We start from the raw sequence: 15,731 nt of genomic DNA, 5'->3' as shown, positions 1-15,731 counted from the left end.
AGAGTGGCGGGAGGATCCGATGATGAAGATCTTGAGACAGGGGACCCTCGCAGCGGCGCTCGTCGCGGGCACGCTGGCGGGCGGAGCGGCCCTCGCGGCCGAGAGCGACGGAACGGCGTGGTCCGACATCCGCGGCAGCCTCTTCGGCGATACCGCGATGAAGGACGACGGGCTGATCGCCATCGAGGCGCCCTACAGGGCCGAGGACGCGGCCATCGTGCCGGTCACGATCCGCACCGACGTGCCGCAGGGCGACCCGCGCCACGTCGCGAAGATCACGCTGGTGATCGACGAGAACCCCGCGCCGGTCGCCGCGACCTTCACCCTCGGCGAGGGCGCGAACGTCACCGCGATCGCCACCCGCGTCAGGATCAACGCCTACACGCCGGTCCACGTGGTCGCCGAGCTGTCGGACGGCTCGCTGCACGTCGCGGAGACCTACGTGAAGGCGTCCGGCGGCTGCGCGGCGCCGATGGCGAAGGACCAGGACGTCGCCGACGCCAACATCGGCAAGATGAAGATGCGCTGGTTCGGCCGTCCGCTGACGGACATCGACGCCACGCCCGATCCGATCCACGCGACGGCGCAGCTGATGATCCGCCACCCGAACAATTCCGGGTTGCAGATGGACCAGGTGACGCGGTTCTACATACCCGCCCACTTCGTCTCGAACGTGACGATCCGTCAGGGGAACGCGCTGGTGCTGACGATGGAGGGCGGGATCTCGATCTCCGAGGACCCGAACTTCCGCTTCGCGTTCGTATCGAACGGCGAGCCGCTGGTTGTCGAGGCGACGGACACGGAAGGCAACGACTTCGGCCAGACCTTCCCGGTTCCGGGGTCCTGAGGCCGGCTGCCGCCGCGTCCGTCGACCCGCGGGGAGGGCGCCCGGTCCGCGGCGCCCTCGCTCGTGCCGTTCCGGGTGCTTCGCCGACCGGGCGAGGGTGGGGTCAGAAGCAGCGCAGCTCGGCCTCCACCTGGGCGCGGCGCAGGTCCTGCACGGCCGCCTTCGACTCCTCGCTGGTGCGGAAGATCACGCCCCTTTCGCCGGAGATCTGGCCGAGGCTGAGGAAGGCCTCGGCCTCCTCGTAGCGCGAGTAGGGAATCAGGGTGGTGATGACGTCGATCGAGCAAGAGCACTGCTCCAGGACCGTGCGCGTCTCCTGATTGGCCTTCATGCAGCCGAGGACGTAGTCGGCGATCGCCACCGTCGGGTAGTCCGGGCCGCGGCGCACCGCGTCGTCCGCCATCGCGCCCGGTGCACTGCACACCAGGCCGGCGATCACACAGACTTTCAATCCAAAGTTGGCGAGATCCGGCATTACGACTTTCCTCCACCTTGCTTTCGGGCACGCGCCTTTGCCCTAGTTGGCGCCGTTGTCCAGCCATCGGTCGGACTGTGCAACTGAGACATAGGGACGGGGGAATCCATGCAAACGCGTGCAGCCGTGGCCATTGCGGCCGGCAAGCCGCTCGAGGTCACGACGGTCGAGCTCGAGGGTCCGAAGGCAGGCGAGGTCCTCGTCGAGGTCAAGGCGACCGGTATCTGCCATACCGATGAATTCACCCTCTCCGGCGCGGATCCGGAAGGGATCTTCCCGGCCATCCTCGGCCACGAGGGCGCGGGCATCGTCGTCGACGTCGGTCCCGGTGTCACCAGCGTGAAGAAGGGCGACCACGTCATTCCCCTCTACACGCCCGAGTGCCGGGAGTGCGAATACTGCCTCAACCCCAAGACCAACCTGTGCCAGAAGATCCGCTCGACGCAGGGCCAGGGCCTGATGCCCGACGGCACCAGCCGGTTCTCCCTCGAAGGCAAGCCGATCTTCCACTACATGGGCTGCTCCACCTTCTCGAACTACACGGTCCTGCCCGAGATCGCCGTCGCGAAGGTCCGCGAGGACGCCCCGTTCGACAAGATCTGCTACATCGGCTGCGGCGTGACGACGGGCGTCGGCGCGGTGGTCAACACGGCCAAGGTCGAGCCCGGCTCCAACGTCGTCGTCTTCGGCCTCGGCGGCATCGGCCTCAACGTGATCCAGGGCGCGAAGATGGTCGGCGCGGACAAGATCATCGGCGTCGACCTCAACCCCTCCAAGGTCCCGCTCGCCAAGAAGTTCGGCATGACCGACTTCATCAACCCGGACGAGGTCGGCCGCGACAAGGTCGTGCAGGCGATCGTCGACCTCACCAACGGCGGCGCCGACTACTCGTTCGAGTGCATCGGCAACGTCCACGTGATGCGCCAGGCGCTCGAGTGCTGCCACAAGGGATGGGGCGAGAGCGTCATCATCGGTGTCGCCGGCGCGGGGCAGGAGATCTCCACGCGGCCCTTCCAGCTCGTCACCGGCCGCGTGTGGCGCGGCTCGGCCTTCGGTGGCGCCCGTGGCCGCACCGACGTGCCGAAGATCGTCGACTGGTACATGAACGGCAAGATCAACATCGACGACCTCATCACGCACACGATGCCGCTCGACGAGATCAACAAGGGCTTCGACCTCATGCACGAGGGCAAGTCGATCCGCGCGGTGGTCGTCTACTGATGTCGGTGCTGGTCCGGCTGGGTGTGGCGGCGCTCTTCGCCGTCCACATCGCCAGCGCGTACGCGGCTGCCGCCGAGCCGCTGTCCTTCACGGTCGAGGGCGACAGCTACGTGGTGCCGCGGGACGACCTCGTCAGCGTCGAGACGCACGAGACGGGCGGGCTCACCTTCTGTCTCGCCCCCGGCGCGGAAAAGGCGCTGACCGACTTCACCGCCCGCCATCCCGACGAGACCGTGTCCATCGCCATCGGCGACACGAACGTCTTCTACCTGAAGATCGTGAAGCCCTACGGCGGCGGCTGCATCAACTGGCCGCTCCACCCGAAGGTGGCGCAGAACTACCGCAACATGCTGCTCGGCGAGGTGACGGCCCAATGACGGTGTCGATCCTCTCGCGTTTCGCCGCGCACGGCGGCCGACAGCTGGTCGCGCGGCACACCTCCCGCGCGACCGGGACGGAGATGACCTTCGCGATCTTCCTCCCGCCGCAGGCCGACAGCGGGCCCTGCCCGGTGGTCTGGTACCTGTCCGGTCTCACCTGCACCCACGCCAACGTCATGGAGAAGGGGGAGTACCGCAAGGCGGCGGCCGAGGCCGGGCTGATCGTGGTCTGCCCCGACACCAGCCCGCGCGGGGAGGGCGTCGCCGACGACGAGGCCTACGACCTCGGCCAGGGCGCGGGGTTCTACGTCGACGCCACGCAGAAGCCATGGGCGACTCACTTCAGGATGAAGACCTACATCGAGGTCGAGCTTCCCGAGGTGGTCGCGGCGAACTTCCCCGTGGACCTCGACCGGCAGGGGATCTTCGGCCACTCGATGGGCGGGCACGGGGCGTTGACGATCGCGCTGCGCAATCCCTCCCGCTTCCGCTCGCTCTCGGCGTTCGCGCCCATCGTCGCCCCGTCGCAGGTGCCGTGGGGGCAGAAGGCCTTCCCCGCCTACATCGGCCCCGACCCCGCCAAGTGGCGCCGTCACGACGCCGTTGCGCTGATCGAGGACGGGGCGCGGTTCCCGGAGATCCTGGTGGACCAGGGCGAGGCGGACACGTTCCTCGCCGATCAGCTCAAGCCCGAGCTCCTCGCCAGGGCGTGTTCGGACGCGGGGATCGGCCTCACACTGCGGATGCAGCCGGGGTACGACCACTCCTACTACTTCATCTCGACCTTCATGCCCGATCACATCGCCTGGCACGCCCGGCGTCTGGCGGCCTAACGATGGGTCCGAGGCCGCGGGGTGTCGATCGGGACGGGCGCGCCTGCGCCCGGGCCGGGAACGCGGCGCACGACCGGCCGGGGTTTTCGACACTTTCGGACGATGGCACCCCGACTTTGCGCGATTTCATGTCGCGCTTTGCCGCCGCTGCCCTAGAACAATTCCACGTCTAGTTTGGAGGAACACAATGAAGAAGCATGTGCTCGCCGCCGCGGCCCTCGCCGCGCTCGCCGTCGCCCCGCCGGCGATGGCGCAGGACCCGGCCGCCGGCGAGAAGGTCTTCCGCATGTGCATGGCGTGCCATGCTGTCGGCGAGGGCGCCAAGAACAAGATCGGCCCCGAGCTCAACGGAATCATCGGCCGCCAGCCCGGCCACATGGAAGGGTTCCAGTATTCCCCGGCCATGGTCTCGTTCGGCGAAGGGAAGGTCTGGGACGAGGCGCTGCTCGACCAGTACCTCGAGAATCCCCGCACCGTCGTGAAGGGCACGAAGATGGCCTTCGGCGGCCTGCGGCGTCCGGAGCAGCGCGCCGACGTCATCGCCTACCTCGCGACCTTCTCCCAGTAATCGCGGACGGCGCCCGCCGACGGCGCGCCACGCCGCACCCGCCCGGGTCGCGGCGTGGCCGGCTCTCCTGCGGCCTGAGGCGGCCGAACCGCCCGCCATTCCCGCACGTCCCGGGCCTGTCGGGACCTCATCCTCACCGCGCGGGGGGTGAGATGTCCCGGCGCGGAACATAAATCGAACAGAGTTGCGCCGGTCACGGATACTCAGCGGATCTGCGCTGTACTGTCTCCGTGGATCTCCGTGTGTAAACAATCACCCGCCGAATATGCTTTAGAAGTCGTCAACACTTTCGCTCCATTGTGGCGGCGTCTGAGGACTTCGGCTGTCCTCCCCACTCCATTGGAGGTGGATGAGAATGTGGTTCTTCACTGAGTTTCTGGAGCGTTATACCCGCAACTTTACGCGTTCCATCATGCGTATGGCCGCCGCGGAATTCGAGGCGAACCAGAGAGTTGCCTCCGGAATCACCCTGGCGCGGGACGGCAACAACATGATCCTGCCGGAGCGCTCGCTCAATGTCCCGCCGGCCTACGTCCCCGAGCGGCGCGCGGCGGCCTCGACCGACGCCGCCCCCGCGGCCGACGCCCACCAGGAGGCGCTGCAGCCGGCGGAGAACGCGCACCACGCCAGGAGCGAGCCGAAACCTGCCCGGCGGCTGATCACGCTGGCCACCATGCCGGTCGGCGTGCGTGGCGAGCTGGTGCTGCGCTACATCGAGGCGTTCGGCGAGACGCCGGCCGCGGAGGCGGAAGCGCTCATCGACAGGCTGGGCCGGGACAAGAAGATCCGCATCGCCGAACTGCAGCTCATCGTCGCGGAGGTTCTCGCCGAGGCGGTGACCCGCCGCACCAAGACCGAGCACCTGGACGCGCTGCGCCTGCGCCTCGTCCCCGAAGCGGCCTCCCCGGGCACCTCGGCGGGCGTCCAGGCGCGCCCGGAGCTTCGCCCCAACTGATCCGAATCTGTCCGCGCAGGCGGCAGAATCAGATCAATTCGTGCGCGTTACGCCCAAGGCATTCACAATCCCGTCGTAAACCGTCTATGAGGGTCGCGACGGGAGGTCACGCTCCCAACTCATCAAACCAGTAGGGAGCAACTATGCGCGTCTACTACGACCGCGACGCCGACATCAGCCTGATCAAGGGCAAGAAGATCGCTGTCGTCGGCTATGGCAGCCAGGGCCACGCCCACACCCTCAACCTGCGCGATTCGGGCTGCCCCGACATTGTCGTGGCGCTGCGTCCCGGCTCCGCCTCCGCCAAGAAGGCCGAGGCCGAGGGCATCAAGGTGATGACGGTGGAAGAGGCCGCCAAGTGGGCCGACGTCGTCATGATGCTGACGCCGGACGAGCTTCAGGGCGACATCTACGCCGACCAGCTGCACGAGAACATGAAAGAGGGCGCCGCGCTCCTCTTCGCGCACGGTCTGAACGTGCACTTCAACCTCATCGAGCCGCGCAAGGACCTCGACGTCCTGATGGTCGCGCCGAAGGGGCCGGGCCACACGGTGCGCTCGGAGTACCAGCGCGGCGGCGGCGTGCCGACCCTGATCGCCATCGCCCAGGACGCCTCCGGCAACGCCCACGACCTCGGCCTGGCGTACGCCTCGGCGATCGGCGGCGGCCGTGCCGGCATCATCGAGACCACCTTCAAGGAAGAGTGCGAGACCGACCTCTTCGGCGAGCAGGTGGTGCTGTGCGGCGGCCTCGTCGAGCTGATCCGCGCCGGCTTCGAGACGCTGGTGGAAGCCGGCTACGCCCCGGAGATGGCCTACTTCGAGTGCCTCCACGAGGTGAAGCTGATCGTCGACCTCATCTACGAGGGCGGCATCGCCAACATGAACTACTCGATCTCCAACACCGCCGAGTACGGTGAGTACGTCACCGGCCCGCGCATCATCACCGACGAGACCAAGGCGGAGATGAAGAAGGTGCTGACCGACATCCAGTCGGGCACCTTCACGCGCAACTGGATGCTGGAGAACAAGGTCAACCAGACCTCGTTCAAGGCGACGCGCGCGAAGAACAACGCGCACCAGATCGAGGCGGTCGGCGAGGGTCTGCGCGCGATGATGCCGTGGATCAAGGAGAAGGCGCTCGTCGACAAGGAGCGCAACTAAGCGCTTGGCGCCGCCCGCGATCGAAGGGCGGCGCATTCGACCCGGCCCCGGCCGACGGCCCGGGCACCCGGGCTGCCAAGGGTTTCGGCGCGCCGGTCGAGCCGGTCGCGCCGCCCGCACCGTGGGACCCACGAGGTCGCAGGGAATTCCCCGTGGATCGCATCGCCCAACTCGCTCGCCGGCTCGTCGCTGTCGCCGCACCCGCCGCGCTGAGCGTCATGCTCGTCGCGTTGAGCGCCGCCGTGCCCTCCGGCGCGTGGGCCGAGGGCCCTGGAGGGGTGCCGGACGCGCCGGCAGCCGCTGCCCCGCAGTCCACGCCCGCGGATACGGCGCCTGAGGCCCGTCCCGCCGCGTCCGGCGGTGAGGCGCTGGCGGACCGGGTCGTCGTCATCGGCCTGGCGGAGCGGCCGCCTTACGCGATGCGTGCGCAGGACGGGAGCTGGCAGGGCATCGGCGTCGACCTCTGGCGGATGACCGCCGAGCGGCTGGGCCTTGCCTACCGCTTCGAGGAGGTCGCGATCGAGCAACTGGCCGACGCCCTCTCCAGGGGACGGATCGACATCGCCCTGCCGCTCGACGCGACACCGGAGCATGAGGCCGTCGTCGACCTGCTGTTCCCCTTCTACACCTCGACCCTCGCCATCGCGACGGAGAAGGGCTCGACCCCCTGGCTCGTCATGCGGGAGCTCGCGACCTACCAGTTCCTGCGCATCGTCCTCTTCATCAGCGGCGTGCTGCTGGCGGTGGGCGCGACGGTCTGGCTCGTCGAGCGGCGCCACAACCGGCAGTTCGACCGGCGGACATTGCGCGGGCTCGGGGACGGCTTCTGGTGGGCCGGCGTCACGCTGACGACGGTCGGCTACGGCGACAAGGCCCCCGTCACGGCGCTCGGCCGGGCGCTGGCGATGATCTGGATGCTGGTCGGGCTCGGCGTCTCGTCGGCGCTGACCGCGTCGGTCGTCGCGGCGATGAACATTGCCAGCGGCGGCGATTTCAACATTCCGGCGGACCTGCGCGACATGCGCGTCGCAGTGGTGGCGGGGAGCACGTCGGAGCTCTACCTGCGCGGCCACAGCCTCGAGGTCATGCCGACGACGGGGCTCGGCGATGCGCTGAAGGCGCTTCGCCACGGGGAGGTGGAAGCCGTGGCGGCCGGCTCGGCGGAGCTTCATGCGGCGATCGCCAGGGAAGGGGTCCGGCGCGCCCTGGTGGCGACCACGCGCGACCCGCAGTACGTCGCGATGGCGATCCGGCAGGACACGCCGAAGGCGTTCAGCGAGGCGCTGGAGCGCGCGGTGCTGGCCCAGGTGACGAGCCGCGCCTGGTGGGCGCTCGTCGCCCGCTACGTTCCCGAATCGCCCTGAGGCGGCTTGCCGGGCTTCGGTCCGCCCGGCGCGGCGAGGTCCTTCGCCGAGGCGGGACGCCGCCGCGGGTGTGACAGGGAGAGGCCCGTCATCACCGCGTCGTCGCCGAAGCGGGCACGCAGCGCGTCCATCGCCTTCTCGGCCTTGCCGAGGCGGGTGCGGGCGGGATCGAAGAGTTCCTCGCCGTCCGCCTCGCCGGCCGGGACGAGGCCGCTGACGCCGATGCCGATGAGGCGGTAGCGCTGCCCCTCGGGTTCGGCCAGCAGCAGCGACTTGCCGACCGCGAAGATCCGGTGCGCCATCGCCGTCGGCGCGTCGAGGCTCTCCGAGCGGGTGATGGAGCGGAACTGCGGCGTCTTCAGTTTCAGCGTGATGGTGCGCCCGCCGATCTCCGCCGCCTTGGCGCGCGTCGATACCTTCTCGGAGAGGTGGCGCAGGATCGCGAGGAGCGTGTGGCGGTCGGAGAGGTCGACGTCGAACGTCTGCTCGGCCGAGACGGACTTGCGCTCGCTGGCCGGGTCGACGACGCGGTTGTCCTCGCCGTGGGCGAGGCGCTTGAGGCGCTGCCCGGTCTCGCCGAAGCGGCGCATCAGGTCGGTGAGGTCCGCGCGCTGCACGTCCCGCACGAAGGTCACGCCGCCCTGCTGGAGCTTGCGTGCCGCGGCCGGTCCGACGCCGGGCAGGCGCGTCACCGGCTCGTCGGCAAGGCGCGCCTCGGCGTCGCTCCGGCCGATGACGGTGTAGCCGCGCGGCTTGTCGTGGTCGGAGGCGAACTTCGCGAGGAACTTGTTGGGGGCGAGGCCGACCGACACGGTGATGCCGATGTCCGCCTCGATGCTCCTCGCGAAGCGGGCCATCACCGCCGCGGCCGGGGCCCCGTGGAGCCTCTCGGTGCCGGAGAGGTCCAGGAAGGCCTCGTCGATCGAGAGCGGCTGCACGAGGGGCGTGAGGGCCTTCATGCGCTCGCGCACCTCCCGGCCGACGGCGACGTACTTCTCGAAGTCGGGGCGCAGCACGACCGCGTCCGGGCAGAGCTGGAGCGCCTTGAACATCGGCATCGCCGAGCGGACGCCGTGGATGCGGGCGAGGTAGCAGCAGGTCGAGACGACGCCGCGCCGGCCGCCACCGACGATGAGCGGCACGTCGCGCAAGGACGGATCGTCCCGCTTTTCCACAGAAGCATAGAAGGCGTCGCAGTCGACGTGGGCGATGACGAGGCGCGTCATCTCCGTGTGGCGCACGAGGCGCGGGCTGCGGCACCGCGGGCAGCGGGCCGGGGTGTCGTAGGGGAGGATCGCCGCGCAGTCGCGGCAGAGCGCCGCGGCGGCGCTCATCTCATGCCCAGTCGTCGTGGGGGCGGGGCGGCCAGCCGTCGTCGCCGACGGGTTTGGAGCCCACGTCGATCGGCTCGTTGGGGCGACGCTCGAGGGCCTGGCGGGCGCGCACGATGGCCTCGGGCGTCGTCTCCTGCGCCTCGGCGACGGCGAGCAGGATGCGCTCGTCGGCGAGGACGAAGTCGAGGAGGCCGGCGACGAAGGTGGGCGAGGCCGCGGCGTCACGCAGCGAGGTCGGATCGAGGCCGGTGAGCGCGAAGAAGCGGCTCATCGTCTTCGGCTCGGTGGCGAAATAGGATAGAGCGGCGATGGCGATCGTGCCCGCGTCGGGGTCGTCCGCCTGGCGGCGCGACCTGGGAGCGGGATGGCGTGGCGAGCGACTTGACGGCACGGTTATCGCCCCACACACACGAGAGGCCGCCACGTCGGCGCGGTCACAGAGGAAGTGCGCATGGCCCACAGGGTGCTCATCGTGGAAGACAACGAGCTGAACATGAAGCTCTTCCACGATCTGCTCGAGGCGAGCGGGATGGAAATCCTGGAAACGCGCAACGGGATCGACGCCTTGAAGGTGGCCAAAGAACAGCGGCCGGATCTCATCGTGATGGACATCCAGCTGCCTGAGATGTCCGGCCTCGAGGTGACGGAGCAGATCAAGTCGGACCCCGACCTGAAGCCGATCCCCGTCATCGCGGTGACGGCGTTTGCGATGAAGGGCGACGAAGAGCGCATCCGCGCCGCCGGTTGTGAGGCCTACCTCTCCAAGCCGATCTCGATCGACCGCTTCATCTCGACGATTAAATCGTTCCTGCCGAAGTAATTACTTGATTTTCGCTTCGCGGAATTCGACGTGCTTCTTCGCGACCGGGTCGTACTTGGTCTTGGTCATCTTCTCGGTCATGGTCCGAGTGTTCTTCTTGGTCACGTAGAAGTAGCCGGTGTCGGCGGTCGACACGAGCTTGACTTTAATGGTGTTGGCCTTCGCCATAGGAGCCTCCGACGCCGCCCCGCGGCGCTAACTGGGTGAACCGGAACAAACCTTGCTGATGGGGGCCCGACGCGTCGCTGTCAAGCCTTGCGGCGCGCGCTTCTCAGTCCCCGACACCGTCGTGAAGGATCCTGAACGAGCCCAGCAGCACGTAGATGCCAAAGATTACGGCGATGGCAAGAGCAAAGCCGTGCGGCGGGATCATTTCGAGGCCCGCGCCCAGGGAAACCGGCCCGATCAGCATCCCGAACGCGTACATCATGACGAACGCGGCGTTGGCCGAGGCGAGGTCGCTGCCGGAGAAGCGCGACCCGAGCTGGGTGAGGCCGATGGTGTAGAGGCCGGTCACGATGCCGCCGGTCACGAACAGCACCGCCAGCAGCACGAAGTAATGGTCCGACACCAGCGGGATGAGGAGCGCACCGCACGCGCCGACCGTGGCCGAGCCGAGGAGCAGGACCCTCCGGTTCACCCGGTCCGCCAGGTAGCCGATCGGGATCTGCGAGATGATGTTGCCGAGGGCGACCGCGCTGACCAGCACCACGGAGTGGCTCGCGGCGAGGCCGATCGCCGTACCGTAGAGCGGCAGGATCGCCGTTCCGCCCGACTCCACCGCGCCGAACACCAGCGCCGCGAAGAGGGCGAGGGGGGCCATCGCAACGAAGCGCAGCAGGTTCTTCTGGCCGCCCGTCGGCAGCACCGGCTCGCGGCCGGAGACGAAGAGGACGGGCACCGTCGCGGCGAGGATCGCCGAGGCGCCGATGGCGAACGGCAGCACGCCCTGCGTGCCGACGAGCGCCAGGATGAGCGGGCCCATCGAGATGCCGATGGACAGGAACGCGGTGTAGATGCCGACGACGAAGCCGCGGCGTGTCGGCGGCGCAAGGCAGCCGATCCAGAATTCGGTCAGCGCGAAGATGAGCGTTACCGAGGCCGAGAAGACGAACCGCAGCGGGAACCACAGCGCGAAGGTGTGCGTGACGTGGAAGCCCATCAGCGTCACCGACATGGCGATGAAGGCCATGACGATGACGCGGGACGTCCCGAACTGCTTGGCGAGGGTGGTGACGAACGGCAGGATGACGATGGCGGCGATGCCGCCCGTCGCGGTATTGATGCCCACCAGCATCGGCGAGACGCCGCGTTGCTCCAGTACGATGGAGAGCAGCGGAAGGCTCAGCGACAATGCGGCGCCGACCCCGGTGATCCCACTGATGACGGCCGCAAGCGCCCAGATATCGGTAGGACCGTCCGGCGGGCGGTGCTCTTCATGGGGCATCGGCCGCCCGGGGACCGCCGCATAGGGATCGGCAGCGATCGAGGGGGACATCGAGGCCACAGTCTGGCGAGACGTCTGGTCCATGGCTCCGACGGGGTACGCTCTTACGGGTTGTCTTTGGCCGAAAACGCGACAAAGCGCCAGCGGCGATCGGATACGGGATGCGGCCCCGCGCAAGCCGCAGAACGACTGTGGCGTGGCTGCGACGGCGTCGTTCGGGAAGGGCGGTCGTGGTGGCCGCTCGTCCGGCGATCCATCGTCGGCAGGGCGCGGGCGGATAACCCGTGCCTGCGGCTCCGGATCGGGAGGCTAGAGCAGTTCCATCGTCCGCTCGCCGCGCACGAAGCGGAAGAAGGGCACGGGTCCGCCCGCAGGCAGCTCCGGCGACTCCGCGAGGCGCTTGGCGAGGCTGTCGATCACCGTGTGGGTGATGCCGGGAAGCTCCAGGGTGCGGGCCTCGTCGAGCGTCACCCAGGCGATCTCCTCCAGCTCGGCGTCCTCGCCGATGCGGGTGGGATCGATCTCGGCGATCGCCTCGCGCGGGACGGCGAAGAAGCGTGTGTCGAACCGCCGCGGCCGGCCGGGGGGCGTGATCGCCCGGAAGACGTAGCGCAGCGCCGAGAAGTCGAGGCCGATGCCGCGGTCGCGGAAGGGCTGCCAGGCCGGCCCCGTAGGCAGCGTCTCCGCGCCCTTGGCGCCGACGAGGACGCCTGTCTCCTCGTACACCTCGCGGATCGCCGCCGCGCCGAGCGCGCGGGCGCGGGCGTCCGAGTGCTTGGAGCGCATCTGCGCGGTGAGCTTGGTGAGCGTCGCGTCGTCGAACGTGGTGTGCAGCCTGACGCGCGAATCGGTCGGGTCGACGCGTCCGCCCGGGAACACGAAGCGCCCCGGCATGAAGACGTGCTTCATCGAGCGGCGGCCCATCAGCACCGACGGGCCGTTACTGTCGATGAGGATCAGCGTGGCGGCGTCGCGGATCGTGACTCGGCGGTGCGCCTCGGTCTTGGCGGCGGCCTGGTCGCGCTTCAGCCGCTCGGCGGCGGTCATGGCTCCGCTCACACGTCACCTCCCGCGTATTCGGGGTCGAAGCCGTGCATGAGGTTGGCCCACTGGAGGCCGACGAGCGCGCCCTTCGTGGGGCGCATCAGGATGAGCGACATGAGAACCGTTAGAGGCAGGAAGATCGCCGCGTGCAACCACAGCGCAGGAGACATGGTGATCTCGTATAGCAGCATTATCGCAACCACCACATGTCCGACGATCATCATCACGATGTAGGGCGGTGCGTCGTCGGCGCGGTGGTGGTGGAGCGCCTCGCCGCAATGGGGGCACGCGTCGCTGACCCTGATGAAGCCGTCGAAGAGCCCGCCGGTGCCGCAGCTCGGGCAGCGGCTCCTGAGGCCGTTCCACATCGCGCGCCAGACCGAGCGCTCGGCCAGCAGCGCCATCGACGCTTCGGACGGCAGCCGCGGATGCGGGGAGGGGACGGTGTCGCCCGCGCCCGATACGTCGTTCATGCGTCGCCTCCCGCGCCGTTGGGGTTGAAGCCGTGCATCCGCTTGGCCCACTGCAGGCCGACCATGAGGCCCTTCGTCGGCCGAAGCAGCACCAACGAAAGCACAATGGTCAGCGGCAGGAAGATCGCCGCGTGGATCCAGAGCGCCGGCTCGTAGGCGATCTCGACGTAGAACATCACCGCCACCACGAAGATCCCCACAAACGACATGACGATGTAGGGCGGCGCGTCGTCGGCGCGGTGGTGGTAGAGCGCCTCGCCGCAGTGGGGGCAGGTGTCGCGCACCTTGAGGAAACCGTCGAAGAGGCTGCCGACGCCGCAGTTGGGACAGCGTCCCATCATCCCCTTCATCATGGCGTCCATCGGCGAGCGGTCGTTCATCTCCGGCCTCTTTTCATCGGGCGTTTCATCGGGCGCTTGTGCGACGGGCGGGACGTGTGGCGGCCCCGACGGGGCAGCTTCGTCGTCGCCTCGTGCTCGATGATGTCGAACCGGAGCGCGCCGGAGAACGGGGCCGCCTCCATGAGGCGCACCGTCACGTCGTCGCCGAGCCGGAAGGTCGTGCCGGTCGCCTCGCCGACGAGCGCCTGGTTGGCCTCGTCGTAGATCATGTACTCGTTGCCGAGGGTGGAGATCGGCACGAACCCGTCCGCGCCGGTCTCCTTCAGCTTGATGAAGAGCCCGGCCTTGGTGACGCCGCCGATGCGGCCCTCGAACGTCGCGCCGATCTTGTCCGTCAGCCACTGGGCGATCAGGCGGTCGATCGTCTCGCGCTCGGCCAGCATGGAGCGCCGCTCGGTGGAGGAGATGTCGGCGCCGATCTGGCTGAGCTCGGAGATCTCGTGGTCCGACAGCCCGTCCCTGCCGAGGTCCAGCGCGCGGATCAGCGCGCGGTGGACGATGAGGTCGGCATAGCGGCGGATCGGCGAGGTGAAGTGCGCATAGCGGCGCAGCGACAGGCCGAAGTGGCCGATATTGTCCGGCGCATACTCCGCCTGCGCCTGGGACCGCAGGATGACCTCGTTGACGAGCTGCGCGTTCTGCGTCCCGCCCACCTTGAGGAGGATGCCGTTGAAGTCGCCCGGCCGCACGCCCGCGCCGCTCGCCAGCTTCAGGTCGAGCGTCCCGAGGAACTCCTTCAGCGCCTCGATCTTCTCGAGGCTCGGCTGGTCGTGGATGCGGTAGAGCAGCGGCAGCCGCGCCGCCTCGCAGGTCTCCGCCGCCGCGACGTTGGCCTGGATCATGAACTCTTCGATGAGCTTGTGCGCGTCGAGCCGCTCCGGAACGACGACGCGGTCGACCTGGCCCTCGGGGGTCAGGATGATCTTGCGCTCGGGAAGGTCGAGCTCCAGCGGGTCGCGCGCGTCACGGCCCTTCGACAGGCAGCGGTAGGCGGCCCAAAGGTTGTCGATGAGCGGCTTGACGTCCGACTCCAGCGCGCCGTCCGCGATCTTCTGCGCGTCCTGGTAGGCGAGGCGGCGCTCGGAGCGCATCAGCACGCGGTGGAAGGTGTGGCGCTGCTTGCGCCCGTCGCGGGCGAAGACCATCCGCACCGCCATGGCCGGCCGCACCTCGCCCTCGCGCAGGGAGCAGAGGTCGTTGGAGATGCGCTCCGGCAGCATCGGCACGACGCGGTCGGGGAAGTAGGTGGAGTTGCCGCGCAGCCGCGCCTCCTCGTCCATCGCCGAGCCGGGCGTCACGTAGTAGGCGACGTCGGCGATGGCGACGGTGACGATGTGCCCGCCCTCGTTGTGCGGGTCGGGCTCGGCGAAGACGGCGTCGTCGTGGTCCTTCGCGTCGGGCGGGTCGATCGTCAGGAAGGGGACGTCGCGCCAGTCCTCCCGCGCCTTGAGGGTCGCCGGCTCGGCCGCCGCGGCCTCCGCCAGGACGCGCTCGGGGAAGCGGTCGGGAATGCCGTGCGCGTGGATCGCCAGCAGCGACACCGCCTGCTCTGAGCCGACCGGGCCGACCACCTCGACGACGCGGGCCGAACGGCCGCGGTCCACCTCGATCCGCACCAGCGTGTCGCTGGGGATGTCCTTCACCGCGTCCGGGTGCACGAAGTAGATGTCGCGCTCCTTCTTGGACGTCGGCGAGAGCTGCGGGCGGTCGCCGAATCGCTCGAGCACCGCGAGCGTCGAGGCCGGGCGGCGCTCGATCACCTTGATGACCTTGCCGACCGGACGCCCGTCGTCATCGTAGGAGATTCGCGCCAGCAGCCGGTCGCCCATGCCGGGGGCCGGCTTGGTGCCGATGAGCGTCACCTTCGGGCGCGGCTCGTCGAATTCCCAGGTGGTCGGCTCGGCGAGGAGGTCGCCGTCGGAGGTGCGGCCCGAGACCGACAGCAGCGCGACGCGCGGCAGCTCGCCCGGGCGCGCCAGACGCTTGCCGGACTTGGCGAGCAGCCCCTCGTCGGCCATCTCGGCGAGCAGGGACTTCAACTCGACTCGATTCGCGCCTTTGACGTTGAAGGCCTTCGCGATCTCGCGTTTCCCCACTCGGCCGGTGCTATCGGCGACAAAGCGCAGGATCTCGTCGCGGGTGGGGACGGGTGTCTTTGACATATGGTCTATGTGGAGTCGGGAAAGGCGCCCGTCGAGCCGCAGGGATGGGGCCGCCGCCGATGCATTACTACCAGCGACGGTATTTAACGAACCCATCTTATGCGCGTTCGTTCGACGTACTTCTACCCCGGCGGCCGTTCCTGCGCATATTCAACCGAGCCGCACTGCGCCGCGAGCAGGACGCGGCGCCTGGCCGAATCCCTGTCGCGACGGTGGCTTAGCCGGGCCCGACGGTTCCATGGTG

18 protein-coding genes are annotated in these 15,731 nt (G+C 68.8%); 9 read left to right on the top strand and 9 right to left on the bottom strand.

Translation table 11 applies throughout. From position 1 onward, the window contains the following. Positions 1 to 22 precede the first annotated feature (22 nt). On the top strand, positions 23 to 847 hold the full coding sequence (locus DLJ53_RS22685) for a quinoprotein dehydrogenase-associated SoxYZ-like carrier (protein ID WP_202913297.1): 825 nt from the start codon (positions 23 to 25) through the stop codon (positions 845 to 847). A 103-nt stretch (positions 848 to 950) separates the two neighbouring features. On the opposite strand, the gene DLJ53_RS22680 is transcribed toward DLJ53_RS22685, so the two are convergent. Beyond that, positions 951 to 1,250, bottom strand: a complete 300-nt coding sequence (locus tag DLJ53_RS22680; protein ID WP_226580105.1) for a hypothetical protein — start codon at positions 1,248 to 1,250, stop codon at positions 951 to 953. 180 nt (positions 1,251 to 1,430) lie between these two features. On the opposite strand from DLJ53_RS22680, the gene DLJ53_RS22675 reads away from it, so the two are divergent. The 7 genes from DLJ53_RS22675 (at position 1,431) to DLJ53_RS22645 (ending at position 7,806) form a co-directional block, all read left to right on the top strand. Then, positions 1,431 to 2,543, top strand: coding sequence for an S-(hydroxymethyl)glutathione dehydrogenase/class III alcohol dehydrogenase (locus tag DLJ53_RS22675; RefSeq protein WP_111349484.1), 1,113 nt, complete (start codon positions 1,431 to 1,433; stop codon positions 2,541 to 2,543). Continuing rightward, positions 2,543 to 2,920, top strand: coding sequence for a hypothetical protein (locus DLJ53_RS22670; protein ID WP_111349482.1), 378 nt, complete (start codon positions 2,543 to 2,545; stop codon positions 2,918 to 2,920). The genes DLJ53_RS22675 and DLJ53_RS22670 overlap by 1 nt, the downstream gene beginning before the upstream one ends. Then, positions 2,917 to 3,756: an S-formylglutathione hydrolase gene (gene fghA, locus DLJ53_RS22665; protein ID WP_111349481.1), complete on the top strand. Its 840-nt coding sequence runs from the start codon at positions 2,917 to 2,919 to the stop codon at positions 3,754 to 3,756. The genes DLJ53_RS22670 and fghA overlap by 4 nt, the downstream gene beginning before the upstream one ends. A 187-nt stretch (positions 3,757 to 3,943) precedes the next feature. Beyond that, the gene (locus DLJ53_RS22660) at positions 3,944 to 4,324 is read left to right on the top strand and encodes a c-type cytochrome (RefSeq protein WP_111349479.1); all 381 of its coding nucleotides are present in this window, start codon (positions 3,944 to 3,946) and stop codon (positions 4,322 to 4,324) included. Positions 4,325 to 4,679: 355 nt separating this feature from the next. Then, positions 4,680 to 5,279, top strand: coding sequence for a hypothetical protein (locus DLJ53_RS22655; protein ID WP_111349478.1), 600 nt, complete (start codon positions 4,680 to 4,682; stop codon positions 5,277 to 5,279). Positions 5,280 to 5,422: 143 nt separating this feature from the next. Beyond that, on the top strand, positions 5,423 to 6,442 hold the full coding sequence (gene ilvC, locus DLJ53_RS22650; RefSeq protein ID WP_111349476.1) for a ketol-acid reductoisomerase: 1,020 nt from the start codon (positions 5,423 to 5,425) through the stop codon (positions 6,440 to 6,442). 152 nt (positions 6,443 to 6,594) lie between these two features. Further along, complete coding sequence (locus DLJ53_RS22645; RefSeq protein ID WP_111349474.1) at positions 6,595 to 7,806, top strand: transporter substrate-binding domain-containing protein; 1,212 nt, start codon at positions 6,595 to 6,597, stop codon at positions 7,804 to 7,806. On the opposite strand, the gene DLJ53_RS22640 is transcribed toward DLJ53_RS22645, so the two are convergent. Together DLJ53_RS22640 and DLJ53_RS22635 are read right to left on the bottom strand one after the other, a co-directional pair. Next, positions 7,785 to 9,140, bottom strand: coding sequence for a DNA polymerase IV (locus DLJ53_RS22640; RefSeq protein ID WP_111349473.1), 1,356 nt, complete (start codon positions 9,138 to 9,140; stop codon positions 7,785 to 7,787). The two genes, DLJ53_RS22645 and DLJ53_RS22640, sit on opposite strands and share 22 nt — an antisense overlap. A 1-nt stretch (position 9,141) precedes the next feature. Continuing rightward, the gene (locus tag DLJ53_RS22635; protein WP_202913295.1) at positions 9,142 to 9,531 is read right to left on the bottom strand and encodes a DUF3572 domain-containing protein; all 390 of its coding nucleotides are present in this window, start codon (positions 9,529 to 9,531) and stop codon (positions 9,142 to 9,144) included. A 60-nt stretch (positions 9,532 to 9,591) separates the two neighbouring features. Between DLJ53_RS22635 and DLJ53_RS22630 the strand changes: the two genes are divergently transcribed. Continuing rightward, positions 9,592 to 9,960 (top strand): response regulator, encoded by a 369-nt coding sequence (locus DLJ53_RS22630; RefSeq protein WP_111349471.1) that lies wholly within the window; start codon positions 9,592 to 9,594, stop codon positions 9,958 to 9,960. On the opposite strand, the gene rpmG is transcribed toward DLJ53_RS22630, so the two are convergent. The 6 genes from rpmG to rnr all read right to left on the bottom strand — a co-directional run bounded on the left by rpmG (position 9,961) and on the right by rnr (position 15,583). Then, on the bottom strand, positions 9,961 to 10,128 hold the full coding sequence (rpmG, locus tag DLJ53_RS22625; RefSeq protein WP_111349470.1) for a 50S ribosomal protein L33: 168 nt from the start codon (positions 10,126 to 10,128) through the stop codon (positions 9,961 to 9,963). Between the two features lie 103 nt (positions 10,129 to 10,231). Next, positions 10,232 to 11,491, bottom strand: coding sequence for an MFS transporter (locus DLJ53_RS22620; protein ID WP_111349468.1), 1,260 nt, complete (start codon positions 11,489 to 11,491; stop codon positions 10,232 to 10,234). A 225-nt stretch (positions 11,492 to 11,716) separates the two neighbouring features. Next, a complete protein-coding gene (locus DLJ53_RS22615) occupies positions 11,717 to 12,466 on the bottom strand; it encodes an NUDIX hydrolase (RefSeq protein WP_244935135.1) in 750 nt (249 codons plus the stop codon). Continuing rightward, positions 12,463 to 12,924 (bottom strand): DUF983 domain-containing protein, encoded by a 462-nt coding sequence (locus tag DLJ53_RS22610; RefSeq protein ID WP_226579746.1) that lies wholly within the window; start codon positions 12,922 to 12,924, stop codon positions 12,463 to 12,465. The genes DLJ53_RS22615 and DLJ53_RS22610 overlap by 4 nt, the downstream gene beginning before the upstream one ends. Continuing rightward, positions 12,921 to 13,304 carry a DUF983 domain-containing protein gene (locus DLJ53_RS22605; protein ID WP_111349465.1) on the bottom strand — a complete coding sequence of 128 codons (384 nt, stop codon included), beginning with the start codon at positions 13,302 to 13,304 and terminating at the stop codon, positions 12,921 to 12,923. Before DLJ53_RS22605 ends, DLJ53_RS22610 begins: the two co-directional genes overlap by 4 nt. Next, positions 13,301 to 15,583 (bottom strand): ribonuclease R, encoded by a 2,283-nt coding sequence (gene rnr, locus DLJ53_RS22600; RefSeq protein ID WP_425320972.1) that lies wholly within the window; start codon positions 15,581 to 15,583, stop codon positions 13,301 to 13,303. The genes DLJ53_RS22605 and rnr overlap by 4 nt, the downstream gene beginning before the upstream one ends. Between the last annotated feature and the right edge of the window lie 148 nt (positions 15,584 to 15,731).

The sequence above is a fragment of the Acuticoccus sediminis genome (assembly GCF_003258595.1).
Classification (GTDB): Bacteria; Pseudomonadota; Alphaproteobacteria; order Rhizobiales; family Amorphaceae; genus Acuticoccus; species Acuticoccus sediminis.
This window is presented reverse-complemented; position numbering and strand designations above follow the sequence as displayed.